Origin of the sequence: uncultured Chitinophaga sp. (genome assembly GCF_937898475.1) — a bacterium.
Classification (GTDB): Bacteria; Bacteroidota; Bacteroidia; order Chitinophagales; family Chitinophagaceae; genus Chitinophaga.
In genome coordinates this window covers 72,251-96,577 of record NZ_CALEJS010000010.1, presented here as the reverse complement: position 1 = coordinate 96,577, position 24,327 = coordinate 72,251, and the positions used below count along the sequence as shown (strand labels likewise).

Below are 24,327 nucleotides of genomic sequence, written 5' to 3'. Positions count from 1 at the left end.
ATAGCCGGAAGCCAGCAGCTTGAAAATTCAGCTCACCCCGCTACCCGGGCTCACCTGCTCGTTCGGATTCACAAACACCAGTTTCCCGTTATCTTCCGCCATCAGGATCATACCCTGGCTTTCAATACCACGCATTTTACGAGGCGCCAGGTTTGCTACCAGCGTTACCTGCTTTCCAACAATCTCTTCCGGTTTAAAATGCATTGCAATACCGGAAACGACTGTACGTTTTTCCGTACCGATATCCACTGTTAATTTCAGCAGCTTGTCTGCCTTTTCTACTTTCTCTGCATGCAGGATAGTCCCTACGCGCAGGTCCAGCTTCGCAAAATCATCATACTGGATCTCCGCTTTGGGTGCAGCTTCCGGCCTGGCGGCAGCAGGTGCGGCAGGAACCGCAGGTGCTGCCGCTGCAGCAGATTGTTTCAAACCGGCATGCAGTTTTTCTATCTGTGCCTTTACCTGTTCATCTTCTATTTTCTTGAACAGCAGCTCCGGCGGACGCAGTGAATAGCCCACGCTCAGTAGTTTAAGACTACCGGCATTTTCCCATTCCAGCATACGGTCTACCACTTTCAGCATGTGGGAGATCTTCTTTGCAGTGAAAGGAAGGAAGGGATTACAGAAAATAGCCAGGTTGGCGGTGATCTGTAAACACAGGTGCAGACAGTTATCGATCAGGGCCTGGTTCTGTTGCTGCAGTTCCGGTGTTTTAGCCAGTATCCAGGGCTGTTTCTCCTGAAGGTAACGGTTACCTTCACGAGCCACATTCATCATTTCCTGCAGCGCATCGCGGAAGCGGAAGTTCTCCAGGGCATCCTCGATCTTCTGTTTTGCCGTCTGCAGCATAGCGGCTACGGCATCATCCTTATCATCCCTGACATCGATGTGGAAAGGCGGCACCTTGCCCTTGCACAGCTTGTGCATGAGCACCATGGTACGGTTGATGAAATTGCCGAAAATAGCTACCAGTTCGTTGTTATTGCGATCCTGGAAATCTTTCCAGGTAAAGTCGTTATCCTTTGTTTCAGGCGCAGTGGCACATAGCACATAACGCAGCACATCCTGCTGATCGGGGAAGTCCTTCACGTATTCATGCACCCATACCGCCCAGTTACGGGAAGTAGATACTTTCTCTCCTTCAATGTTGAGGAACTCGTTGGCAGGTACATTTTCCGGTAAAACAAATCCGCCGTGCGATTTCAGCATTGCCGGAAAGATGATACAATGGAATACGATATTATCTTTCCCGATGAAATGCACCAGCTTTGTATCTTCCTTACACCAGTAATCGGCCCAGTTGGGCGTCAGCTCCTTGGTGGCGGAGATGTAGCCGATGGGCGCATCGAACCATACATACAGCACCTTGCCTTCTGCATCGGGCAGGGGCACTTTGATGCCCCAGTTGCTGTCGCGCGTCATGGCGCGGCTTTGCAGGCCGTTATCGATCCAGCTTTTGCATTGTCCGTATACATTGTTCTTCCACTCCTTGTGACCTTCCAGCAACCACTCTTTCAGCCAGGGCTCGTATTCCTGTAAGGGCATGTACCAGTGTTTGGTTTTGCGTTTTACGGGAACAGCGTCGCTCAGCGCAGAACGCGGGTTGATCAGCTCTTCCGGACTGAGCGAAGTGCCGCAGCGTTCACACTGATCGCCGTAGGCTTTTTCATTGCCGCAATTGGGACAGGTACCAATAATGTAACGGTCTGCCAGGAATACCTGCTTCACTTCATCGAAGTATTGTTCAGATTCCTTCACTTCAAAACGGCCGTCGTTGTACATCTTCAGGAAGAACTCCGCAGCCGTTTCATGATGTATCTGCCTGGATGTGCGGGAAAATATATCGAAAGATATTCCCATCGCTTCAAAGCTCTCGCTGATGATCTTGTAGTATTTGTCTACGATATCCTGTGGGGATACGTTCTCCTGCATGGCCTTGATGGTAATGGGAACGCCATGTTCATCCGTACCGCCGATGAATTTCACATCCGCTTTCTTTGCACGCAGGTAGCGTACGTAAATATCCGATGGTAAATAACAGCCGGCCAGGTGCCCGATGTGCACAGGCCCGTTGGCATAGGGTAAGGCAGCCGTTATTAAATATCTATTAAAATTTGCCATATCTGTTTAAAGAATACTTAAATGTTTGGGCTTTTGCTAGTTTAGTTCGTTTATTGATTTATTTTGGCCCTGGAGTTTGCCGGCTTATTTCCCAATATTACAGCAAGACCGGAACAAATAAACGGTGAACTAATCCGCAAAGGTAAATAAAGCGTACTAGAATGATAAAAATTCCGCCATATCTCAAAAAAGGTGACCTGATCGGTATTACCTGCAGCAGCAGCAAGATGGAACTGGCGGCGGCAGAATATGCGGCCGGTGTGATCAGTTCCTGGGGATACGCTGTACACCTGGGCATCACCGTGGGCACCAGCTTCCATAATTTTTCCGCTCCCGATGAACTGCGGCTGGAAGAACTGCAGGATATGCTGGACGATCCCGCCATCAAAGCCATTATATTTGGCCGCGGCGGCTACGGCATGGTGTGCCTGCTGGATCAGCTTGACTTCCGCCGTTTCCGCAAACACCCCAAATGGATCTGCGGCTATAGCGATATTACTACCCTTCATACACATATACAGGCCCGTTACGGTATTCCCACCATCCATTCCATGATGTGCAGCGGCATCCGCCCGGAAACCGCAGAAAATGAATATGTGGAAAGCCTGCGGCAGCTGCTGCGGGGCAAATCCTACAAGTATGGCGCGGAAGCGCATGCGCTGAACAGGTGGGGTCAGTCCAGCGGGGTACTGGTAGGCGGTAACCTGTCTTTACTGGCCAACCTCTCGGGCACCCGGTCTCAACCAGATACCAAAGGTAAGATCCTGCTGCTGGAAGATATCGGCGAATACCGCTATAATGTGGATCGCATGATGTACAACCTGAAGCGCGCCGGCTGGCTGGACAAACTGGCCGGAATGGTAGTAGGCGCCTTTACAGACGGCAAGGAAACGGAAACCCCTTTTGGGCAAGCCGAATTCGACATCATTGCCAATATTGTGAAAGCGTACGATTATCCCGTGTGCTATAATTTCCCTTCCGGCCACCAGGCAGAGAACTATGCCCTGCAGCTGGGGGTAAAACACCAGCTGAAAGTGGGGCCTAAAGGGGCTGTGCTGGCTAATTAAGCGGCCCTTAATCCTCTACGTCGGGCACGATCTCCAGTCCGTATATTTCCGCCGTTAATATGCCATTTGCCTTTGTTTCGGCTATAACAGCCGGGTCGGGCGTCAGGGGATGCACCTGGAATTTGTTATGCAGATAATCCATACTGTAGCACTTGTTCACCAGCCCGTCTGGCACTGCCGCCAGGTATTTCAGGATCTCGTTCACCATCAGCAGGCCCGTAGCACCGTGGGTAACCCCCATGGCGCCGGAGTCGAAATTGCGGTATTCATCGGTGAGGGCAAGGCTGCAACGGTAGGAAGCGGAAACCGCACCATCCTCCAGGGGAATATTGAAGCCGGCCCACCAGGCTACCCAGTTATGCACCTCTCCTATTACAAAAGGTTTATTGTATACAACACAGGCATCGTTCACCACCAGGTGGGTGGGCACGTGCTGCGAGCAGTCTATTACCAGGTCCATTTCGTTGAGCAGCTGCCCCGCATTGTCGGGCTTTATCTGCACTAACAGCGGGTAATGTTTTGTAAAAGGGTTGCTGGCCCATAAACGGCTGGATGCCATTTTGGCTTTATGCTTGCGCAGATCCTGCATCTGGTAAATGGGCTGGCGATGCATATCTTCATCTGTGATCACGCCATAGTCTGCTATGCCAATCACGCCTATACCGCTGGCGCTGAGGTATTGTATAACCGGGCAGCCCAAACCGCCTGCGCCTATTACCAGTATTCTTGTCTGCTTCAGTTTTTCCTGCATAGCCACTCCCATACCGGGTACGGCTATAGGAAATTTAAAATGCTGTAATTCTTTATCCGTTAATGCCATTCCAAATATGTTTTATACCTGCTACTCCTGTGGAAATTCAAGTGTGAATTTACTGCCCTTACCTACGGCGCTTTCCACTTTAATCCTGCCCTTGTGCGCTTCCACGATGGCCTTCACATAGCTAAGGCCCAGGCCGAAACCTTTTACATTATGCACGTTGCCCGTATGCGCGCGGTAGAACTTCTCAAAGATACGGGAAATCGTATCACGGCTCATGCCGATGCCGTTATCAGAAATGGTGATATTAAGATGCTTGCGGGTATTGTAGGTGCTGATCACAATCTCCAGGTTTTGTTTGGAATACTTGATCGCATTGTCCAGCAGGTTGAAGACCACGTTGGAGAAATGTACATCGTCTGCCTTGATGATGGGATTGATGGCATCCAGGCGCAGTTCTACCCTGCCGTCTTTAGCAGCCAGCTGTAACTGGATATTTTCTACAGAATGCTGGATCACCTGGTGGGCATCGATCACCTGCAGGTTCAATCCTATTTCGTTTTTCTCCAGCAGGGCAGATTGCAGGATGCTTTCCACCTGTTTGTTCATGCGCTTGTTCTCTTCCTTGATGATGCCTGAAAAGTACTGTATCTTCTCATGGTTCTCCATCACCTTCTTGTTGCCGATGGCATCGATGGCCAGGGAGATAGTGGCCAGCGGTGTTTTCAGCTCATGCGTCATGTTGTTGATGAAATCCGATTTTATTTCCGAGAGTTTCTTCTGGTTCAGCAAAGTACGTATGGTCAGGGCAAAGGCCGTAACGATGATAATGGTAAATACCACACAACCGGCAATAACCCAGCTCAACCAACTCATCATTAATGAGCTGCTGTTGTGGAACACTATGTGTAATACTTCCATCTGATCGTTCATGAACTCGAAGCTGGTAACAAGCGGTACGGTTTGTATGGAGTAATTAATTGTGTCTTTGACAGCCATATCGAATAATCGTCCGAAGCTGCCCGACTGCATCTTGATGATGTTGTCATTGCTGAAGGCGCTTCTGCCGATAATGCCGAATTCAAATTTGGTATTAAGCTTCTGCTTCCGCAAAGTACTGTCTATCAGGTGCTGCACTTCTTCCGTGGTAAAGCGGTCGCTAACGCCAACGGTGATATTACTGAGCTCATACTTCTCCAGGTTAAAGCTGTTATCGGCTCCTTTGGTGATGGTGGTGCCCCCCATTTTGAAGCGGATGGGCGGCGCCTGGCGGCGTACCATTTCGTTGCGCACAGCATCCGTTACGCTGACGAAACGCTGTTCCTGCTGCTCTTTCCGGAGGATGGCCGCGTTACGGATCCAGCTGACCTGGATGGCTATGATACCCAGTAATGATAACGTGATGAGAACTACTATGATCGGGAATGTTTTCTTTAGCGGTAGCATGTATTTTGTAAAAATCTTAAATAAATCGCCTTTGTTGTTTATAACCTTCTAAGATAATATTCCGTGCTTTAAAAACTGTCGAAATCAATTATTGCTATAGCAACAATGATACAAAATTAGACTCCTCAAACCGTTTACCAGTCTAATTTTAACAAAAGAATATCACTTTAACGTAATTTTAACGGCGGTGGGCTGATTTTTTTATTGTGAGTTTGCTTACCTTTGCTTCAGAAACTGGTACTAATTTTGATAGGTTACCAGTGACGATAAAAAAGCAAATTAAACTTTCTACATACATCGACGTGGATTTCGTTCCATAAGCGATTTAGATTTTGGTTGATAAAATGGTAAGGGGGCTGTCTAGCCTCCTTTTTTTATTGTCTTTTTACCAGCCTGCTATGCAATCACGATCAAAATTGGCTAAATTTGGATACGTGATCAAAATTGTTGGCGTATGGTTTCCCTGGCTCCCGGAATATTACTTATAGCTGATCCTTTTCTCAAAGACCCGAATTTTGCGCGTACGGTTGTGCTGCTCTGCGAACACCAGGAGAAAGGAAGTTTCGGTTTTGTTATCAATAAACTCTTCGATCAATCCCTTGATGAACTGGTACCCGAAGTACTGGTAAACAACATTCCCGTATTTTTCGGAGGCCCGGTGCAGATGGATACCATCCATTTTGTGCATCAGCAACCTGAACTGATAGAAGGCGGTTTTGAGATCATTTCAGGCATTTACTGGGGCGGGCGTTTTGAAAGCGTGGTGGAACTGATCAATGAAGGCCGGCTGGACATGAATAAGATCAAGTTCTTTATTGGTTACAGCGGCTGGAGCAGCGGACAGCTGGAGAATGAGTTCAATGAAAAATCATGGATACTTTCTGAAAGCGACGCCGGATTAATATTCGACGAAAAAGAGCAGAACATCTGGCAGCAGTCGTTGAAAAACCTGGGCAATAACTTCGCCATTATGGCAAATTTCCCGATAGACCCTTCACTGAACTGAGCAGTAATCCTATTGACGTAATCTATACAAAATAGAAATGACATAGCCTGCCGCTATGTCATTTTTTCATTATACCAGCCCGATCCCAAACCTTGCAGGAATAATTTATCCACCAGGGATTTAGGAGAAGGATGAAATAAGTATCAACTTTATATAGCCTGAAGATTTTGCAGTGCCCCCAAAATATCCATACCCGGCACATTATTCCTGTAACCATCCTATGATGCAACCAGACAAAGACCGGCACACCGGTCTTTGCTCTTTATTGCGGCCTCAGACAAGCGTTTCCGGGTCAGCTTCCAGCAGCTCTCCGGGGCTTATTTTCAGCAGCGTACATATTTCAAATAACCGGTTAAGGGTTAAGGGTGTTTTGCCGTTTTCAAGGCGGCTGTAGGCGTTCTGTGAGATATTCAGCATAAAGGCCATATACTCCTGTGAATATTCCATTTTACGACGTAATAGCCTGAGTGTTTCGGTTACTCGCTGTATATGGTAAGGCGAGACAATTTTGGGAATAGTGGACATGGGCATACATACTGATTTAACAACAAACAACTTTCATCTACTGGTTGAGGCAAATGAGCCAAAGGTGTATTCTATCGCTTTTCATGGATATGCTTATATGCTATAAAAAAAATCCCGGGAATTCACGGTCAGTAAGTTAGTGTTTTCCGCATCCCGGAATTCTTAATGAGATGTTAACAAGATGTTAATACACCCTGCAAGTCCAGCAGCCATAAGCATTGCAGCTTTCCATACTATTACATTTATAATGAATGTATTTGCAGTTTCTTTCGTTTAATATGCATTGCTGCTGAAAGAAAATCTATAGTTTTTACCATCGCGATGTTCATAAAAAATGTTGAAAAAAATTTTTAATGCATATGCTTTGAAGTCCAACGACTAAGGTCGTCTCATATCTTATTCCTAACAAAAATGACTAAACGGAGCAAGGTTTTTCAAAACAATTTAAATATCTTGCTAATGTAAAATAGATACGGTAGGATCAACCAATGAGTGTATTGTAAGCCTATTTACACTTGTGAAGAGCAGATGCAACGAGCGCGTTATAGCTATGAAAGCTAAACCTATGAGAACGATATAAATACAGGCTCTTTTTTGGGGACTGGAAAAACAAAAAACAAATTAACAAACCCTGAACTTATTTATAATTCCCTTTGCTCTCCTGGCAGGCGGCCACCTTTCAGGAGCGCTTTAAACATATTCATTTTCATAGGAATAGGGTTATATGCCTGCTGCATGATAGTAGCTTTTGCTTATTATCATAACGGCAATAACCTGCTCGTAGAATAACCCGGCCAGTAATCTTACTGCGCTTTAACGGGGTCTTCTTAGATTGGAATAGTTAGGACAAAAAAAAAGGCCGGGTATTCATACCCGGCCTAATTATTTGTATGCAGCCAGTTAAATAGCAGAAGCTCCTTCTACCAGCACAGTGGCTTTATTTCGCAATACTTCCACAAAGCCTCCTTCTATCTGGTAAAACTCTGCCTGCACTTTATCTTTCAGCACCTTCATTTTGCCTTTACCAAGGGCTGCGATCAGCGGTGCGTGTTTATCCAGCACTTCGAATGAGCCATCGATACCAGGCAGCTGTACGCCGTATACTTCGCCGGAGTACAGTTTCCTTTCAGGTGTTAATACTTCTAATAACATGTGTATAGTTTGAAGTTTGAGGTTTGAAGTTTGAGGTTCGTTTGAGGTTTGAAGTTGAACAGGCAGCCGCCCTTCACTTCAAACCTCAAACTTCAAACTTCAAACTATTTATTAATTCTTTGCTGCTTCCAGGAGTTTCTTACCTTTCTCGATCGCGTCGTCTATCGTACCTACCAGGTTGAATGCCGCTTCAGGATACTCATCTACTTCACCATCCATGATCATGTTAAAGCCACGGATCGTTTCTTCGATGGGCACCAGTACGCCTTTCAGACCGGTGAACTGTTCTGCCACGTGGAAAGGTTGTGACAGGAAACGCTGTACGCGGCGTGCGCGGCTTACAGTGAGTTTGTCTTCGTCGCTCAGCTCATCCATACCCAGGATCGCGATGATGTCCTGTAACTCTTTATAACGCTGCAGGATCATCTTCACACGCTGTGCGCAGTTGTAGTGCGCCTCACCTACGATGGCAGGTGTAAGGATACGGGAAGTAGAATCCAGCGGGCTTACTGCAGGATAGATACCAAGGTCGGAGATCTTACGGTCCAGTACGGTGGTAGCATCCAGGTGGGCAAAGGTAGTGGCCGGAGCAGGGTCGGTCAGGTCATCCGCAGGTACATACACCGCCTGTACGGAGGTGATAGAACCGTTCTTGGTAGAGGTGATACGTTCCTGCATCAGACCCATTTCTGTAGCCAGTGTAGGCTGATAACCCACCGCAGAAGGCATACGGCCTAACAGCGCGGATACTTCAGAACCTGCCTGGGTAAAACGGAAGATGTTGTCAACGAAGAAGAGGATGTCGCGGCCGCCTGTGGCAGAGCCATCGCCATCACGGAAATATTCTGCAATGGTCAGACCGGAGAGGGCCACACGGGCACGGGCGCCGGGGGGCTCGTTCATCTGGCCGAATATAAATGTAGCCTGGGATTTTTTCAGCTCCTGCATATCTACAGCGCCCAGTTCCCATCCGCCATGTTCCATGGACTCGCGGAACTTCTCGCCATATTTTACGATACCGGCTTCGATCATTTCACGCATCAGGTCATTCCCTTCGCGGGTACGCTCACCTACACCCGCAAATACGGACAGACCTTCGTAACCTTTAGCAATGTTGTTGATCAGCTCCTGGATCAATACGGTTTTACCTACACCCGCACCACCAAACAGACCGATCTTACCACCTTTTGCATAAGGCTCGATCAGGTCGATCACTTTAATACCGGTGTACAGTACTTCTGTATCAGTGGCCAGGTCTTCAAACCTGGGCGGCTGACGGTGAATGGGGTAACCATTGGTAGTTTCGATGTTGCCAAGGCCATCTATCGCCTCACCTACCACGTTGAACAAGCGTCCTTTTATCTGGTCGCCAATTGGCATTTTGATAGGAGTGCCTTTGTCTTCTACAGCCATGCCCCTAACGAAACCGTCAGTAGAGTCCATTGCCACGCAACGAACGCTGTCTTCGCCAAGGTGTTGCTGCACTTCCAGCACTACCTTCTGTCCATTATCACGTGTTATTTCCAGGGCGTTGTAGATCTCGGGTAATTTGCCTTCAAAATGCACGTCCACTACGGGACCGATAATTTGCTTGATCTTACCTGTGTTAGGCATATTTTAAAGAGGTTTATAAATACTTAAATGAGCGGTTTATAAAATTTGCCGCAAAGGTAATGGTAAAAGGGGTAAAATTCAAATAAACAAGGCGAATAGTGGCCTCCGCCTCAAATTAGGGTTCTGTTTAATATTAAAGTGACTCTGTTTAAGGACAGTGGCGCATCAGAAGCCGCCATTCCGTCAGAAGTGTACGGCGCCCCAAAGCACCCGGCCACCCGGAATGCCGTGCAGGGGAACCCGTTAAGCTAAAAAATAGTTAAAACGGGACCCGGAACGTTAAATAGCGTTAAGAAAAGGGCCCTGCACCACCTCTGGTACGATAATCGCATTTACTTAAGCGTTATGTTTTTTAGGAAATGAAGCGAGAGGATTTCCTGATACCATTAAAAGTTAGAGTTATGAAAAGTAAAGTATCCCTTTATGCGAGCGTATTGATCACCTGCCTTTTCCTTACTGTGTTTGGCAGCAGTTGTGTAACGGCCAGACCGCAGCAGGTTCAGGCAAATGTATCTTTCTCCGCTTTTTATGACGCCTTAAGTCCCTATGGCCAGTGGGTTACCTACGGTAATTACGGCCAGGTATGGGTGCCGGATGCCGGACGGGATTTCAGGCCTTACTATACCAACGGTCACTGGGTGTATACAGACTACGGGTGGACCTGGATGTCTGATTACTCCTGGGGTTGGGCGCCCTTTCACTACGGGCGCTGGACATATGACAACTATTATGGATGGGTATGGGTACCCGGCGAAGAATGGGGCCCTGCCTGGGTAAGCTGGCGTAACAGCAGCGATTATTACGGATGGGCGCCGCTAACGCCTGGTGTAAGTGTGGGTGTTAACTTCAACATCCCTACTTCCTACTGGTCTTTTGTGCCCTGCCGCTATATCACCAGCCCGAACATCCACAACTATTATGTGGACCGCAGCCGCAATGTGACCATCATCAACAACACTACCGTTATCAACAACGTGCGTACGGTGAACAGGAACACCCGTTATTACTATGGTCCTGAAGCAAGGGATGTATCCCGCGTAACACGTTCTGAAGTAAGACCGGTAAGGGTGGTAAACAGCGACCGTCCGGGCAGCTCACTGTCCAACAACCAGCTGCGCATATTCAGGCCGCAGGGCGAACAACTGCGCCGCCCGCTGGCTGATAATGCACCGAGGAGGATCAACGACAATAACCGCCGCGTAAGCCCTGCGCCTAATAATGTGACGCAGCCAGGCCAACCGGGCCGCACTATCCGGAGGGATGTTGACAATAACAACGATCCCGGCAACAACAACAATAATTCAACAACACCCAGGCGGATCTTCAACAACCCGGATAACCGTCCTGCCACGCCGACACCAGCGCCCAATACAAGGCCTGACAATAACCCGGCTCCTGACAGAACGCCGAGGCGCACATTTGAGCAGCCCAGTAACAGGCCCGCTCCTGTGCCCAATAATAACAACAATAACAACCGGACGGCTCCGGAGCAGACAATGCCCAGGCGTACCTTCAGCCAGCCGCAAAACAGGCCTGCACCGCAGCCCCAGGCTCAGCCAAGGGTGAATCCTGCGCCACAAAGGTCAACACCTGCACCGCAGCAAAGGGCAAATCCTGCACCGCAGCAAAGAGCCACCCCGGCGCCGCAACGCAGCACGCCGCAGCGGTCATTCTCCAGTCCGCAACCGTCATCCCCGCGCCCGCAACCTGCGCCACAACAACGCAGTAACAACAATAACAATACTCCCAGGCGGGTACAATAAGGGGATCGTCTCTATATAAAAGCACGAGGATAATGTGAGGGTGAAAACAGGGCCCGTTCGCCAATGGCGGACGGGCCCTTTCGATGTTTATTGCACTGCACCCTATCAGGGCTGGATATATTTCCGGTATGATACCGGTAGTTAAGCGGCAGATGAAAGGTAGATGTCTGGTACCTTATAAGATACCGGACATCTACCCTTCATCTACGGGACATATACCGGACATGTACCGGACATCCTGCATAAAAGACTGTACTGTCTAGTCCTAAAATAGCTATACAGGTGAATAAAATAGTCCTGATACTGGTTATACATCCGATACCAGCGGGTTCCGGTAGTATATTAACCTAAACTGTCCTGGTAAAGGAGAAGCCTGGGTGAAGCGAAGGAGAAGACAGGTAAATTACCACCATTACTGCTCTGAGCACTGAAAGGGGTCAGGGTTGTCTGCAGGCGCCTTTTTGTTGTACGACCAGCAGAAATTCATGGCCTGGCTGGTAATGCTCATGAGCTTCAGCTGCACTTTCATGCCTTTACGGCTGCCCGCTGCTTCTATGGAGCGGCTGCCTTTGGCGGGTATTTCGTTGATGGTATAGGGTTCCGTCTTGAAAACCTCGCCATTACTGCGAAGGTATTGCACATTGACCACTACATTATCCAGCGGGTATTCTGTCTGGTTGCGTACCACCAGCTGCAGGTTCTTGATCCCGCCCAGGAGACCGGTGCGGTAATCGTTGGTGCTTACGGCAATAAATTGCTGCCAGTTGCGGCGATAGTAGGCGCGGCGTTCTACAAACCTGCCCTGCATACGCTGCTGCTGATCTTTTCTTTCGGCGATCTGCTGCGCGGTACCGCTTACGGAATTGAGGCTTTCCCGGAGGTCGCGGTTCTCATTCAGCAAACGTTCGTTCTGCGCCAGGATCTTCTTTACCCGCTGCTGCTGGCGGAAATAGCCCACCGCCAGGAGTACGGCAATGAAGAAACAAATGATGGTATAAAGTGAAGCTCTTTTCATATGGTTACCTTAACTGTCCCTGTAAAATGCTGTTACTGTCTCTGCTCCCCCAGAAAAAATAGTGCCATTATGCTGAAGGCCAGCTGCTGAACGGTGCATGCAAGTTGCCGGGTGGCTGCTGCGTCAGTCCCCCTGCGTTCTGCGTTTCGCGTTCTCCGTTCGGCGTTAAGCCTAAATCATTATTTTTGCTCCCCTATGGAGCTTGTCAAAGTAGATAACGCAAAAACGGCCCGGCTGTTTATACAGGTACACGCAGATCTCAACAAACAGTATCCTAACTGGATACGTCCGCTGGACAAAGATATAGCAGAAGTATTTGACCCGGAGAAGAACAAGACCTTCCGGTTTGGAGAATGTGAGCGATGGCTGCTGCGCAATGAGCAGGGCACCTGGATAGGCCGTATTGCAGCATTTGTCAATAAAAAGTACAAGACCAAGGGCGATACCCAGCCTACGGGTGGCATGGGTTTCTTTGACTGCATCAATGACCAGGCGGCCGCCAACATGCTGCTGGATGCCGCTAAACAATGGCTGCAGGAAAGAGGCATGGAAGCGATGGACGGCCCGATCAACTTCGGGGAAAGGGACCGCTGGTGGGGATTGCTGGTAGAGGGGTTCCATGAACCGCTGTATTGCATGAACTACAATCCGCCCTACTATAAAGAGCTGCTGGAAAATTACGGCTTCCGGCCTTTCTTCCACCAGATCTGCTTTGCCATGAAGGTAAGGGAACCCCTGCAGGAAAAGTTCTTCATCCGCCATCAGCAGTTATCGCAGGACCCCGGCATTTCTGCCAGGCATCTGCAGAAGAAGGACCTTGAAAAATATGCTACCGACTTCTCTATTGTATACAATAAAGCCTGGGCAGGACATGATGGCGGCAAAGATATCACGCCCGCACAGGCGCTGCGCATCTTTTCAAAAATGAAAGCAGTGATGGATGAAAGGGTGATATGGTTTGTTTACTACAACAATGAACCCATTGCCTGCTGGCTGAACCTTCCTGAACTCAACCAGTTCTTTAAACATATGAACGGAAAATTCGGCCTGCTGCAAAAGCTGCAGTTCCTGTGGCTGAAACTTACCCGGCGATGCCGCAAAATTACCGGCATCGTGTTTGGCGTGGTGCCTGAGTTCCAGGGCAAGGGCGCAGACGCCTACATGATCGTGGAAGGCGCCAAGATCATCCAGGGCCAACAGCTCTATGATGATTATGAAATGCAATGGATAGGTGACTGGAACCCCAAAATGATCAACATCGCCGAAAGCCTGGGCACCTACCGCAGCCGCCAGCTCACCACTTACCGCTACCTGTTTGACAGAACGAAAGAATTTAAGCGGCATCCGATGGTGTAAAAGTTTGAAGCTTGAAGTTTGAAGTTCGTTGAACGTTACAGGTTCGTGACCTGTAGCAGGGGCACTGATAAAAACATCTGACATTTAACCAACTTCAAACCTCAAACCTTTAAACTCTCATTGGAAATATGCCCCACTATCATTTTGTAAATGTCCTTTTCACGGAAGGGTTTCAGCAGCCAGTCATTGAAGCCGGCCTTACGGAAGTTTTCTTCATCCTGGCGGGTGATGTCTGCAGTTAAGACAATTACGGGCACGGCCGCCTTACGGGGGTTGATGTCTGTTCTGATACGGTGTATCACATCCAGGCCGCTGAGCTGCGGCATCTGCAGATCGAGCAATACGAGATCATAATTGTTTGTTTTGAACATCTCATAGGCGGTGGCGCCATCTTTCGCCATATCGAAGCGGCATTTCCAGCGGGTCAGCATCATCTTCAGCAGCAGGAGGTTCATCTCCTGGTCGTCTGCTATCAGCACATAAAGACCTTCCAGCTGGTTACTGTTCAACTGTTCAATATCCTGCCGGGTAACGATCATTGTCTGGGGCGGATGGGCCAGTTCATAGGGAATATGACCACTGAAAACGGAACCCTTACCCAGTTCGCTTTCTACAAATATATCGCCGCCATGCAGCCTTAACAGCCGCTGCGTAATGGCCAGTCCGAGGCCAGTGCCCTTTATATCCAGCCGGGGGGAACGCGCCTGGTAGAAACGTTCAAAGATCCTGGGCAATGCCTCCGGCGGCATGCCAGGCCCTGTGTCTGTTACAGAGAAGGTGAAGAGTCCGCGGTATGTACTTTGGTGTTCCAATTTAGCCTTCACCGTTATACTGCCTGTTGATGTGTATTTAATGGCATTACCAATGAGGTTGATGAGGATTTGTTTGAGGCGGAACATGTCGCCCTGCACGTGTTGCTGCTGACTGCCTTCAAAATAAAAATGCAGCTCCAGCTGTTTGCCCTCCGCCTGGATACGCATGGTATTGATCACATCCTGTATGGCCTGGTAGAGTGTGAAAGGCTGGCGCTGGATGGAGATATAGTCGCTTTCCAGCTTGGAAAAGTCCAGTACATCGTTCACCACTTCCATGAGCATATCAGCGGAAAGTGTTATCCCGCGCAGCAGTTCGCGCTGTTCTTCATGCAGCTGGGTGTGGCTGAGCTGTTCTGTAAAGCCTACCAGCGAGTTAAGCGGGCTGCGGATCTCATGGCTCATATTGGCAAGAAAAACAGAACGTGCGCGGGCCTCTTCCAGCGCCTTTGCCTTTTCACGGGCCAGCTGTGCGGTCTTGCGGCGATATTCGCGATACAGAAAAACACTGCCGATACTGGTGAGCAGGAAGAAGACGAACAGCCATATAAAGTTGACGGTCATCCTGCTGATATTGGTGCCGGTATTGAGCCCGGCGCGGAACCTGCGGTCCATCTCATTCTTCAGCGCCTGTTCCCGGAGTGTTTGCAGGGTCTTTTTCAGATCATCCAGCAGTGCAAGATTGGTGGCCGCAAGTGATTGTTCTGCCAGGTTGATCTCCGTACGGCCCTGCTGCTGTTGCCGCAGCACATTCCTGTAATAGTTGTTCACATCTGCCAGTACGCGTTGCAGGCGGCCTGCTTCGTAGGTGTGCTGCGGTAATACTTTACCGTCTTTGGTTCTTACTACAATGGTCTGTGTTGACCTCACGGTATCCGGCCTGTTGGCGATCGCCTGTCCCAGGCGTTTGAGCAATCCCTTCTTAGCGGGCTTTCCATCGCTATAACCTAAGGTGTCTATTATCACTTTATCATCGGCCATACGGCCGGGGGTATACGAAGGGATGTTGCTCAGCATTTTCTCTACCCTGTCATCGCTGGCATAATGCGCCAGCAGTTCATCAGTGTTGTGTTTGATGCCGGCTATCTTTGCAGCCAGCCCTTCTTTGGCCCGCAACAGGTCTGACAGCTGAGCGCCCAGCAGGTAGGTCACCGTATCCAGCTGAAGGCGGAAAGCCTGCAGGTAGTCAGGTGTATACAGCACGGTATACAAACGGAAATTATTGTCTGCGGCATTGAATGTGATAAGGGCAGAATCTATCAGCCGCAGGCCGGGATTATCCTGCTTCAGCGTGTCTATGGAAGTCTGCAAATGGCGCGCACCGGAGCGGTACGCATTAAAAGTTTTAACGCCAAGCAGGATGGTGATGACAAACAATACGGGTACCGTAATACGTAAAACAACTGAACGATTCATTTCAGCAGATTGAATTTAATTTAATGGGTTGTGCCTGGTTTATTTTGGTTAGCCTGGATTAACTAGGGAAATCTACTCCTGGAAACACGTTATTTAGGGACCATCCCTGTAAGGTAAATAAATTTACAGACATTCAGGTGATTAGTTGCGAGCCCGTCACTAGCGCCGGTTTAACGCATTATTATTTTCTTCAATGAGATTTTTACTTACATTATTTTAATTTAAATTTATGGTCTTTTACCCCCCGGGGGTGTTACAACGCCGGGGGGTGGGACGCAAACTATCCTGCTTTATTTCTCTAACCTGTATGAACTATGTCCAACGATAATCCGGTTAGCCAGCCGGTTCAGGCCCCATTCCCGCCGCTGTTTAAAAGGCAGGTGCTAAAGGCCTCCGGCTTCATCTTACTATTCTTTACTGCATACATCCTGTTGCTGATCCTCACCACTGCACTGGCGGCCGCCTGTATGGCCGGAGGAGTGTTTTTGCTGATGAGCCTGCGGCAGGTGCTGCCCGTCATCCTGGCATTAGGCCTGGTATTGCTGGGCCTTATGCTGCTGTTCCTGCTGGGCGGATCTCTTTTCAGCCGCAGGCAGGGAACACGTCAGTTGCGCACCTTGCTGCAACCGGCAGAACATCCCCGTTTATTCCATTCCATCAGCGAAATATCAGCGGCTACCCGCACCCGGTTCCGTGGTAAAGTATTTGCTGTGCCCGGTGCTAGGGCGGCTGTTTTTCACGGGCCGGGCAACCTGCGGCTGACCGGTAGTCAGCTGGAGATCGGGCTGGGACTGGTGAACAGCCTGAACGTGGGAGAACTAAAGATGATACTGGCGCGTACGCTGACCAGGTTCTCCGTGCCCGGCATGCAGCTGGGCAATTATGTATCGGGCCTGCATCAATGGATCTATCAGCGCTTATACGAAAATGAACGCCTCCATATGACCATCATCCAGCGGCTGGGGCGAAGTTATCTGCTGCGGCCTTTCAGCCAGACCACCATGGGCATTGCCAATGGCATACAGTATTTACTGCAGGGGCTGTTTGCACTGGTAAACCGTGCATACATTCCTGTAAGCCGCGAAATGGAGTTCTATGCAGACGCGGTGGGCACGCTGGTAAGCGGCAGCCACACCGCTGTATCGGCACTGCATCGTGCAGAGATAGGCGGCCATTGCCTGGAACGTTGCCTGGACGAACTTCCGGGGCTGAACGCCCGGGGCCTGCGGTTCCGCAACCTGTACGAGGCGCAGGGCGCATTGATACGGCGTTACGCCGCGCATAATTACCTCCGCACAGATGCAGCCGGTTTGCCGCTGATCACAGATACCTACCTGCAAACATTTGTAAAAAGCAGGGTACAGTTCAGACGGCAGGCCGCATCGCAACCCGGCCTGGATGAAAGAACGCATCGCATCAAAATCATCAGGGCCGCAGACACGGCAGAAAAGGCCAGCGCCTGGGACCTGTTCAACGAGCGGCTTCGCCTGCAGGAAGAGATGACGGCACGGCAGTACGGCGCAACAACGCTACCCGAAAACCAGCAGTGGTATGGCGTAACAGATTTCATGGCGGCATTGCAACAGGCAGAACAACAGTATGCAGCGCCGGCTGCCTTTTCAGGGTACTATGACAACCGGCTTTTCACACCGCTCACTGCTGACTGGAAACAGCCCCTGACGGAAGCGGAAAAGGCTTTGTACACATTTGATGCATTGTATGACCCTGCCAATAGCATCCGCATCAGGTCTTATTTCCGGGACCGCCTGGACCTGGAAACACTGGAAGCCATCGCGGAGCGGCAGATTCCCCTGAGTCATTTTGAATTTGACGGGCAAACCTATCCTGCTGCGCAGGCGGCACCTCTTATAATGGAACTGAGCGCTGCCCTGACCCGGGAGGAAGCCTGGCTGCAGGCGCACGACTGCCTTGCTTTCCGTTATCATTACACGCGGGCGCTGCAAAAGGGAACAGCGCCCGCGCAACAGCTGCTGCAGTTATATGAGCAGGTGATACTGCACCAGGAAATGGCGGAGCAGCTGGGAGCAATAGTTGCAGACGCTGTTGACCGCCACACCATGTTCACCGATGCTGACCTGCCATCAACGGAGTATTTAGCTGCCATGGACGATATACTACAGGCAGACTATCACCGGTTCAGGGGGCTGATCGAAATACTCTGCCAGTACCAGGAAGTGGTGAATCACTGGGACGAGGAGCTGCGCGAAAAAGTGAAGGAGCTGATACAGGAGCGTTCCATGCTGACAGTGGAAGATGTGGGGCCGCAGGTACTGCAGCAGTATGATAACTATGTGGCGCTGACCAGGAAAGCTTACCTGGATCTGGTGCTGGAGTTCAGTCCGCAGACCATCGTCCAGGAGTATTAAAGAAATTATGTACTTTCGATCTTTGCGAATGCCTTGTATATATGGAGAATTTTATCGTTTCGGCACGGAAGTACCGTCCTCAGAATTTTTCGACGGTAGTAGGACAATCCCACATTACCACTACACTTAAAAATGCGATCCGCAATAACCAGTTGGCGCACGCCTTCCTGTTCTGCGGTCCGAGAGGGGTGGGAAAAACCACCTGTGCGCGCATCCTGGCCAAAACCATTAACTGCGAGAACCTGCAGGCGGATGGAGAGGCCTGTAACGAGTGCCATTCCTGTAAATCATTCAACGAAGGCAGCTCTTTCAACATCCACGAGCTGGATGCTGCATCGAATAACTCGGTAGATGATATCCGTACGCTGGTAGAACAGGTACGGTTTGCTCCGCAGGCAGGTAAATACAAGATCTATATCATAGATGAGGTGCACATGCTCAGCTCCTCGGCTTTTAACGCTTTCCTGAAAACGCTGGAGGAACCTCCCTCCTATGCCATTTTTATACTGGCCACTACAGAAAAGCACAAGATACTGCCCACCATCCTGAGCCGGTGCCAGATATTCGATTTCAAGCGTATCACCATCCAGGATACGGTAGACCACCTGCAGGAGATCTGCCAGAAAGAAAATATCCAGGCAGAAGCGGATGCCCTGCACCTGGTAGCGCAGAAGACAGATGGGTGTATGCGCGACTCATTAAGTACACTGGACAAGATTGTGAGCTTCACCGGCGGACATCTGACCTATCAGAATACGCTGGAGCATCTGAACATACTTGACTACGATTATTTCTTCAGGGTGATGGATGCCGTACTGCAACAGGACGTTGCCAGTGCCCTGCTGATATTTGACGAAATCCTGCAGAAAGGTTTTGAGGGAGATAATTTCCTGAACGGCTGGGCAGAGTTCCTGCGCAACCTGCTGATGTGTAAGGAAGAAAAGGTTTTACACCTGCTGGAAGTATCGGGCAACCTGAAGGACCGTTATAAGCAATTGTCCGGAAAGATCAGTCCTGCATGGCTGATCACCGCCCTGCACCTGTTGAATGATACGGAGATCAACTACCGCCTGGCCCGTAATAAACGCCTGCACGTGGAAATGGCGCTGATCAAGCTGTGCTACCTGCAGCAGGCCGTAACCCTGGTGAGTGATGACCAGAGCGGCGAGGTGGTAAAAAAAAAGTTAGTACCTGACGGGGCTACGCCTCAGCAGCTCAGGGCGCCGTTTGCCCAGGCCGCCTCACCGAAGAGTGCGGGTAAACCCGCCACAGCGGCTTCTATCGCCCAGAACGAATCTGCACGTCTTACCATAGAAACACCGGCAGCCAAAGCAACGCCCGCGGCTACTCCGGCGGCTACAGCCACCCCGCCTCCGGCTGCAAGGCCAGCTGCTGCGCCGGTTTCACCTGTCAGTACGGCTCCGCGCCCGGCAACCGGTACACCGGCGGCAAAGCCTGCCGGCGCTACGGGCAGCAAACTTACCGGGCTGGCTGCCATGAAGGAAGCGCTGGCTGCCAGGCAGCAAACCGCCGTGGTGCAGCAAACTATTCCCATTACCGCCGGGGCGCTGGCAGTATACTGGGAAGAGTTCATTGATATTTTCCGGCAGGCTAATAAAATGACCGTGGTCAGCAACCTGCAGCTGGCAACCGTAAAGCTGCTGGCGCCTGAGGAGATCGGTATCTCCAGCAGGAACATTGTGCAGTTCCGTTTCATGGAGGAAGAGAAGCTGGCTATTTCAGAGTTTTTCAAGAAGAAGTTCAATAATCCCGCTATTATTCTCACGCTGCAGCTGGATGAGAGCCAGCAAACGCAGGATATCGGGCCTGCGCCGATGAGCAGCCGGGAACAGTTCCAGGCCATGATCGAGAAATATCCGCTGGTGAAAGAGCTGAAGGATAAACTGAATATGGAGCTGGACTTTTAACAATGCATCATTAAGAATAAATAATTAATAATATGGACGGCACGGGAGTTCAGGTGAAACACAGGTACTGCGGGCATTATTAATTGTTCGGTTATTAATTATTAATTTTTTCGTCTTTCTTTTGTAGGTTTGGGCAAAATTTTGAGTAAACATTATGGCAGAAGTTATCAGAATGCCCCTTTTAAGCGATACGATGACAGAAGGGGTGATTGCGGAATGGCATAAAAAGGTGGGTGATACCGTAAAATCAGACGACGTAATAGCTGAAGTGGAAACCGACAAGGCTACCATGGAGGTTATAGGATATGTTGACGGCACTCTATTATATATAGGTGTTGAGAAAGGGAAGGCTGCCAAAGTAAATGAGATCATTGCTATTGTGGGTAAACCCGGGGAAGATTACAAACCCCTGCTGGAAGGCGGCGCCGCTGCCGCAGCTCCGGCCAATGGCAAGGCTGAAAGCGCACCTGCGCAACAGTCTGACGCTCCGGCGGCTACTCCTGCTCCTGCTGCGTCTAACGGCGCCGCTGCCGCTGCACAGGAAGCGCTGAAGAATGCTACCGTGATCCGCATGCCGCTGCTGAGTGATACCATGACCGAAGGCAAGATCGTAGCCTGGAACAAAAAGGTAGGCGATACGGTGAAGAGTGATGACGTGCTGGCTGAAGTGGAAACTGATAAGGCAACCATGGAAGTGATCGGCTATGCAGACGGCGAACTGTTATACATCGGTGTAAAAGAAGGCACTGCTGCCAAAGTAAACGATATTATCGCCATTGTAGGCAAGAAGGGCACCAATGTGGATGCCATCCTGGCTGCAGAAAAAGGAGGCCCTGCCCCCGCGGCGGCTCCGGCAGAAGAAAGCAAACCAGCGGCCAGCGCGGCTCCGGCAGCGCCTGTAGCGGAGGCAGCAGCCCCCGCGGCAAACGGTGGCCGGGTGAAAGCTTCTCCGCTTGCAAAGAAGCTGGCAGAAGAAAAAGGTATTGACATCAGCCAGATAACCGGCAGCGGTGATGGCGGCAGAATAGTGAAGAAAGATGTTGACAACTTTGTACCGGGCGCGAAAACCGCGGCAGCAGCCACTGCTCCCGCAGCCGCGAAAGCAGCCGCTCCGGCCTTTGTACCGGCAGGACAGGAAGGCTACACCGATATCGAGGTAAGCCAGATGCGTAAAGCAATTGCACGCCGCCTCAGCGAAAGCAAATTCACTGCCCCCCACTTCTATCTCAAGATCGATGTGAACATGGATAAAGCCATGGAATCCCGCAAATCCATCAATGAGATCTCTCCTGTAAAAGTTTCCTTTAATGATATGGTGATCAAGGCAGCTGCCCTGGCGCTGCGTCAGCATCCGTTTGTGAACAGCAGCTGGATGGGTGATGTGATCCGTCAGAATCAGCATATCCATATCGGTTCTGCCGTAGCTATAGATGAGGGCCTGATCGTACCGGTGATCCGTTTTGCCGATCAGAAATCCCTGAGCCAGATAGCAGGCGAAGCAAAGGAACTGTACGATAAAGCCAAGAACAAAAAGCTGCAGCCGCAGGAATTCAGCGGCAGCACCTTCAGCATCTCCAACCTGGGCATGCTGGGCATCGACGAGTTCACCGCCATCATCAACCCGCCCAACTCCGCCATCCTGGCTGTTGGTAATATCAAAGAAACAGTGGTATCAGAAAAAGGCCAGTTCAAGGTGGAAAACATCATGAAGCTGACCCTCAGCTGCGACCACCGTGTGGTAGACGGTGCAGTAGGCGCCCGCTTCCTGGCTACCCTGAAAGGGTTCCTGGAAAACCCGGTGACCATGCTGGTGTAAAAAGCAGACTAACGAAAACAGCTATATGAAGAGCGGAGCCGCACAGCTTCGCTCTTTTTTATTGAATAAATGATTGTGAACATGATAAGGAGGATGTTAATTTGTAAATAAATTCACTTATAATTCGTAAATTAGTGAGCAGCCCCAGCTCATCATCCTGATAATTTATCCTGTCATGAAACCTCCCGTAAATACACTTAACTGGTTCGAGATACCCGTAAATGATTTTGACAGAGCCAGGCAATTCTACAGCCGCCTGTTTGACTATCACATGCAGGATACACTGGCAGGACCCAACCGCAGGGGTTTCTTACCACATGACCCGCAGGGAGGCGGCGTTGGCGGCGCTATTGTACAAGGCCCGGATTATATACCCAGTCAGCGCGGCTGCCTGGTGTACCTGAATGCAGGCGATGACCTGAGCATTGTACTGGCGCGCGTAACGGATGCAGGCGGTAAGATCATCCAGGAAAAAACCCCGGTATCTGAAGAGCAGGCACTGGGCTACTATGCTATTATACGGGATTCTGAAGGGAACCATATCGCCTTACACTCCATGCAGTAAATAAATCTGGTCCTCTCCTGCTTATCTTTCAATATATTTTGAAACTTCAATAACTTTCCCTAACTTTATATGGATGAAACTAGCGGAAGCAAAAGCACAGTTTATTCAAACCTGGGGCTCACTGGGCGCCCAATGGGGTATTAACCGTACCATGGCGCAGATCCATGCGCTGTTAATGGTAATGCCTGATCCGCTAAGTGCTGATGAGATCATGCAGGAGCTGAACATTTCACGCGGCAATACCAACATGAACGTACGGGAGCTGATCAACTGGGGCCTGGTAGAACGGGTGCTGGTGCCCGGGGAACGCCGCGAGTTCTTTACTGCTGAAAAAGACATCTGGAAAGTGGCCACCTTAATTGCCAGGGAAAGGAAGAAGCGCGAGCTGGACCCCATCATGAAAGTGCTGAACCAGCTGCAGGATGTGGAAGGAGACCAGAAAGACAAATATGTAAAAGCCTTCAGGGATTCTATTCATAATATCAACAAGTTTGCCCACCAGACAGACAAGACCATCACTTCTTTCGTTAAGGCCGAAGAAAGCTGGTTCTATGGTACCCTGATGAAGCTCTTCAAGTAATATTTTTTTCTCATACTGTTTCAATAATTATTGAAAGTATTGAAATTACACAGATCATGAAAAACAAAAAAATAGTGATTGCCGGGGGCACCGGCTTTATAGGCCAGGGTCTGCTTGACCATTTTGGCGACAGGAACGATATTGTCATCCTTGCGCGGCATCCCAAAGTGAACCACGGGCGTACACGCTATGTATACTGGGACGGAGAAACCCTGAACGGCTGGGCGGGCGAGCTGGAAAATGCAGACCTGCTTATTAACCTGGCAGGTAAAAGTGTAAACTGCCGCTACACAGAGCGGAACAAAAAAGAGATCTTTGACAGCCGTACAAAGGCCACAGCGATATTAGGCGAGGCGAGCAGCCGCCTGATAAACCCGCCGCAGCTCTGGATCAACGCGGCATCTGCCACGATATACCGCCATGCGGAAGACCGCCCTATGGATGAATTTACGGGAGAGATGGCCAACGACTTTTCCGTACAGGTATGCAAACGCTGGGAACAGACCTTTAATGATATAACCCTGCCCCATACACGGAAAGTGATATTACGTATAGCCGTTACACTGGGCCACCAGGGTGGTGTAATGCCGCCCTACCTGAACCTGGTGAAATACGGGCTGGGTGGCCGCCAGGGCAACGGGCAGCAGATGTTCAGCTGGGTGCATATCACCGATCTGTGCAGGATGATCGCCTGGTTGTATGCGCATCCCAACCAGGAGGGTATCTTTAACTGCAGCGCCCCCTATCCCGTAAGGAATAATACCTTTATGGAAACGCTGCGGAAAGTGAGCGGGCATGTAACGGGTCTTCCCGCTCCCGCCTGGCTGTTGTTCTTAGGCGCCTGCCTGATAGGCACGGAAACAGAGTTGCTGCTGAAGAGCCGCTGGGTATTACCTACCCGCATTACCCGCGAAGGCTTCCGGTTCAGGTACCCTCATTTGCAGGGCGCGTTTGAGCATATACTGCAGCAGCTGCCGCGGCGGCAATATCACCTGTTCTGA

At 50.0% G+C, this 24,327-nt stretch carries 18 protein-coding genes; 10 read left to right on the top strand and 8 right to left on the bottom strand.

The window, feature by feature from the left end:
- Positions 1–27: 27 nt before the first annotated feature.
- A complete protein-coding gene (gene metG, locus Q0577_RS00805; RefSeq protein ID WP_298731818.1) occupies positions 28–2,121 on the bottom strand; it encodes a methionine--tRNA ligase in 2,094 nt (697 codons plus the stop codon).
- Between the two features lie 161 nt (positions 2,122–2,282).
- On the opposite strand from metG, the gene Q0577_RS00800 reads away from it, so the two are divergent.
- Complete coding sequence (locus Q0577_RS00800; RefSeq protein WP_298731815.1) at positions 2,283–3,188, top strand: LD-carboxypeptidase; 906 nt, start codon at positions 2,283–2,285, stop codon at positions 3,186–3,188.
- Between the two features lie 7 nt (positions 3,189–3,195).
- Here the strand turns inward: Q0577_RS00800 and Q0577_RS00795 are convergent, their stop codons facing one another.
- A complete protein-coding gene (locus Q0577_RS00795; protein WP_298731813.1) occupies positions 3,196–4,008 on the bottom strand; it encodes a HesA/MoeB/ThiF family protein in 813 nt (270 codons plus the stop codon).
- A gap of 21 nt (positions 4,009–4,029) precedes the next feature.
- Positions 4,030–5,391, bottom strand: a complete 1,362-nt coding sequence (locus Q0577_RS00790; RefSeq protein ID WP_298731811.1) for a HAMP domain-containing sensor histidine kinase — start codon at positions 5,389–5,391, stop codon at positions 4,030–4,032.
- A gap of 454 nt (positions 5,392–5,845) precedes the next feature.
- Between Q0577_RS00790 and Q0577_RS00785 the strand changes: the two genes are divergently transcribed.
- On the top strand, positions 5,846–6,397 hold the full coding sequence (locus Q0577_RS00785; protein WP_298731809.1) for a YqgE/AlgH family protein: 552 nt from the start codon (positions 5,846–5,848) through the stop codon (positions 6,395–6,397).
- Positions 6,398–6,670: 273 nt separating this feature from the next.
- Here the strand turns inward: Q0577_RS00785 and Q0577_RS00780 are convergent, their stop codons facing one another.
- The 3 genes from Q0577_RS00780 to atpD form a co-directional block, all read right to left on the bottom strand.
- The gene (locus Q0577_RS00780) at positions 6,671–6,928 is read right to left on the bottom strand and encodes a helix-turn-helix transcriptional regulator (protein WP_298731807.1); all 258 of its coding nucleotides are present in this window, start codon (positions 6,926–6,928) and stop codon (positions 6,671–6,673) included.
- An 894-nt stretch (positions 6,929–7,822) separates the two neighbouring features.
- Complete coding sequence (gene atpC / locus Q0577_RS00775) at positions 7,823–8,074, bottom strand: ATP synthase F1 subunit epsilon (protein WP_298731805.1); 252 nt, start codon at positions 8,072–8,074, stop codon at positions 7,823–7,825.
- 111 nt (positions 8,075–8,185) lie between these two features.
- On the bottom strand, positions 8,186–9,688 hold the full coding sequence (atpD, locus tag Q0577_RS00770; RefSeq protein WP_298731803.1) for a F0F1 ATP synthase subunit beta: 1,503 nt from the start codon (positions 9,686–9,688) through the stop codon (positions 8,186–8,188).
- Between the two features lie 401 nt (positions 9,689–10,089).
- Here atpD and Q0577_RS00765 point away from each other — a divergent pair, with 401 nt between their 5' ends.
- On the top strand, positions 10,090–11,451 hold the full coding sequence (locus Q0577_RS00765) for a DUF6600 domain-containing protein (protein WP_298731802.1): 1,362 nt from the start codon (positions 10,090–10,092) through the stop codon (positions 11,449–11,451).
- Between the two features lie 412 nt (positions 11,452–11,863).
- On the opposite strand, the gene Q0577_RS00760 is transcribed toward Q0577_RS00765, so the two are convergent.
- Entirely contained in the window at positions 11,864–12,466 is a 603-nt protein-coding gene (locus Q0577_RS00760) for a hypothetical protein (protein ID WP_298731800.1), read from the bottom strand.
- 195 nt (positions 12,467–12,661) lie between these two features.
- Between Q0577_RS00760 and Q0577_RS00755 the strand changes: the two genes are divergently transcribed.
- A complete protein-coding gene (locus Q0577_RS00755; RefSeq protein WP_298731798.1) occupies positions 12,662–13,822 on the top strand; it encodes a hypothetical protein in 1,161 nt (386 codons plus the stop codon).
- 101 nt (positions 13,823–13,923) lie between these two features.
- On the opposite strand, the gene Q0577_RS00750 is transcribed toward Q0577_RS00755, so the two are convergent.
- On the bottom strand, positions 13,924–16,050 hold the full coding sequence (locus tag Q0577_RS00750) for an ATP-binding protein (protein ID WP_298731796.1): 2,127 nt from the start codon (positions 16,048–16,050) through the stop codon (positions 13,924–13,926).
- A 314-nt stretch (positions 16,051–16,364) separates the two neighbouring features.
- Here Q0577_RS00750 and Q0577_RS00745 point away from each other — a divergent pair, with 314 nt between their 5' ends.
- From Q0577_RS00745 to Q0577_RS00720, 6 genes are all read left to right on the top strand, one after another.
- Positions 16,365–18,437 carry a hypothetical protein gene (locus Q0577_RS00745; protein ID WP_298731794.1) on the top strand — a complete coding sequence of 691 codons (2,073 nt, stop codon included), beginning with the start codon at positions 16,365–16,367 and terminating at the stop codon, positions 18,435–18,437.
- A gap of 41 nt (positions 18,438–18,478) precedes the next feature.
- Entirely contained in the window at positions 18,479–20,365 is a 1,887-nt protein-coding gene (locus Q0577_RS00740; RefSeq protein ID WP_298731793.1) for a DNA polymerase III subunit gamma/tau, read from the top strand.
- A gap of 154 nt (positions 20,366–20,519) precedes the next feature.
- The gene (locus tag Q0577_RS00735; RefSeq protein WP_298731791.1) at positions 20,520–22,181 is read left to right on the top strand and encodes a pyruvate dehydrogenase complex dihydrolipoamide acetyltransferase; all 1,662 of its coding nucleotides are present in this window, start codon (positions 20,520–20,522) and stop codon (positions 22,179–22,181) included.
- 175 nt (positions 22,182–22,356) lie between these two features.
- The gene (locus Q0577_RS00730) at positions 22,357–22,746 is read left to right on the top strand and encodes a VOC family protein (RefSeq protein WP_298731789.1); all 390 of its coding nucleotides are present in this window, start codon (positions 22,357–22,359) and stop codon (positions 22,744–22,746) included.
- Between the two features lie 73 nt (positions 22,747–22,819).
- Positions 22,820–23,326: a MarR family transcriptional regulator gene (locus Q0577_RS00725; RefSeq protein ID WP_298731788.1), complete on the top strand. Its 507-nt coding sequence runs from the start codon at positions 22,820–22,822 to the stop codon at positions 23,324–23,326.
- A gap of 56 nt (positions 23,327–23,382) precedes the next feature.
- Positions 23,383–24,327 (top strand): TIGR01777 family oxidoreductase, encoded by a 945-nt coding sequence (locus Q0577_RS00720; RefSeq protein WP_298731786.1) that lies wholly within the window; start codon positions 23,383–23,385, stop codon positions 24,325–24,327.

Excerpts from the sequence above, each read along its gene's own strand:
- metG (WP_298731818.1), bottom strand. The coding sequence starts at position 2,121 with ATGGCAAATTTTAATAGATATTTAATAACGGCTGCCTTACCCTATGCC.
- Q0577_RS00800 (WP_298731815.1), top strand. The coding sequence starts at position 2,283 with ATGATAAAAATTCCGCCATATCTCAAAAAAGGTGACCTGATCGGTATT.
- Q0577_RS00795 (WP_298731813.1), bottom strand. The coding sequence starts at position 4,008 with ATGGCATTAACGGATAAAGAATTACAGCATTTTAAATTTCCTATAGCC.
- Q0577_RS00790 (WP_298731811.1), bottom strand. The coding sequence starts at position 5,391 with ATGCTACCGCTAAAGAAAACATTCCCGATCATAGTAGTTCTCATCACG.
- Q0577_RS00785 (WP_298731809.1), top strand. The coding sequence starts at position 5,846 with ATGGTTTCCCTGGCTCCCGGAATATTACTTATAGCTGATCCTTTTCTC.
- Q0577_RS00780 (WP_298731807.1), bottom strand. The coding sequence starts at position 6,928 with ATGCCCATGTCCACTATTCCCAAAATTGTCTCGCCTTACCATATACAG.
- atpC (WP_298731805.1), bottom strand. The coding sequence starts at position 8,074 with ATGTTATTAGAAGTATTAACACCTGAAAGGAAACTGTACTCCGGCGAA.
- atpD (WP_298731803.1), bottom strand. The coding sequence starts at position 9,688 with ATGCCTAACACAGGTAAGATCAAGCAAATTATCGGTCCCGTAGTGGAC.
- Q0577_RS00765 (WP_298731802.1), top strand. The coding sequence starts at position 10,090 with ATGAAAAGTAAAGTATCCCTTTATGCGAGCGTATTGATCACCTGCCTT.
- Q0577_RS00760 (WP_298731800.1), bottom strand. The coding sequence starts at position 12,466 with ATGAAAAGAGCTTCACTTTATACCATCATTTGTTTCTTCATTGCCGTA.
- Q0577_RS00755 (WP_298731798.1), top strand. The coding sequence starts at position 12,662 with ATGGAGCTTGTCAAAGTAGATAACGCAAAAACGGCCCGGCTGTTTATA.
- Q0577_RS00750 (WP_298731796.1), bottom strand. The coding sequence starts at position 16,050 with ATGAATCGTTCAGTTGTTTTACGTATTACGGTACCCGTATTGTTTGTC.
- Q0577_RS00745 (WP_298731794.1), top strand. The coding sequence starts at position 16,365 with ATGTCCAACGATAATCCGGTTAGCCAGCCGGTTCAGGCCCCATTCCCG.
- Q0577_RS00740 (WP_298731793.1), top strand. The coding sequence starts at position 18,479 with ATGGAGAATTTTATCGTTTCGGCACGGAAGTACCGTCCTCAGAATTTT.
- Q0577_RS00735 (WP_298731791.1), top strand. The coding sequence starts at position 20,520 with ATGGCAGAAGTTATCAGAATGCCCCTTTTAAGCGATACGATGACAGAA.
- Q0577_RS00730 (WP_298731789.1), top strand. The coding sequence starts at position 22,357 with ATGAAACCTCCCGTAAATACACTTAACTGGTTCGAGATACCCGTAAAT.
- Q0577_RS00725 (WP_298731788.1), top strand. The coding sequence starts at position 22,820 with ATGAAACTAGCGGAAGCAAAAGCACAGTTTATTCAAACCTGGGGCTCA.
- Q0577_RS00720 (WP_298731786.1), top strand. The coding sequence starts at position 23,383 with ATGAAAAACAAAAAAATAGTGATTGCCGGGGGCACCGGCTTTATAGGC.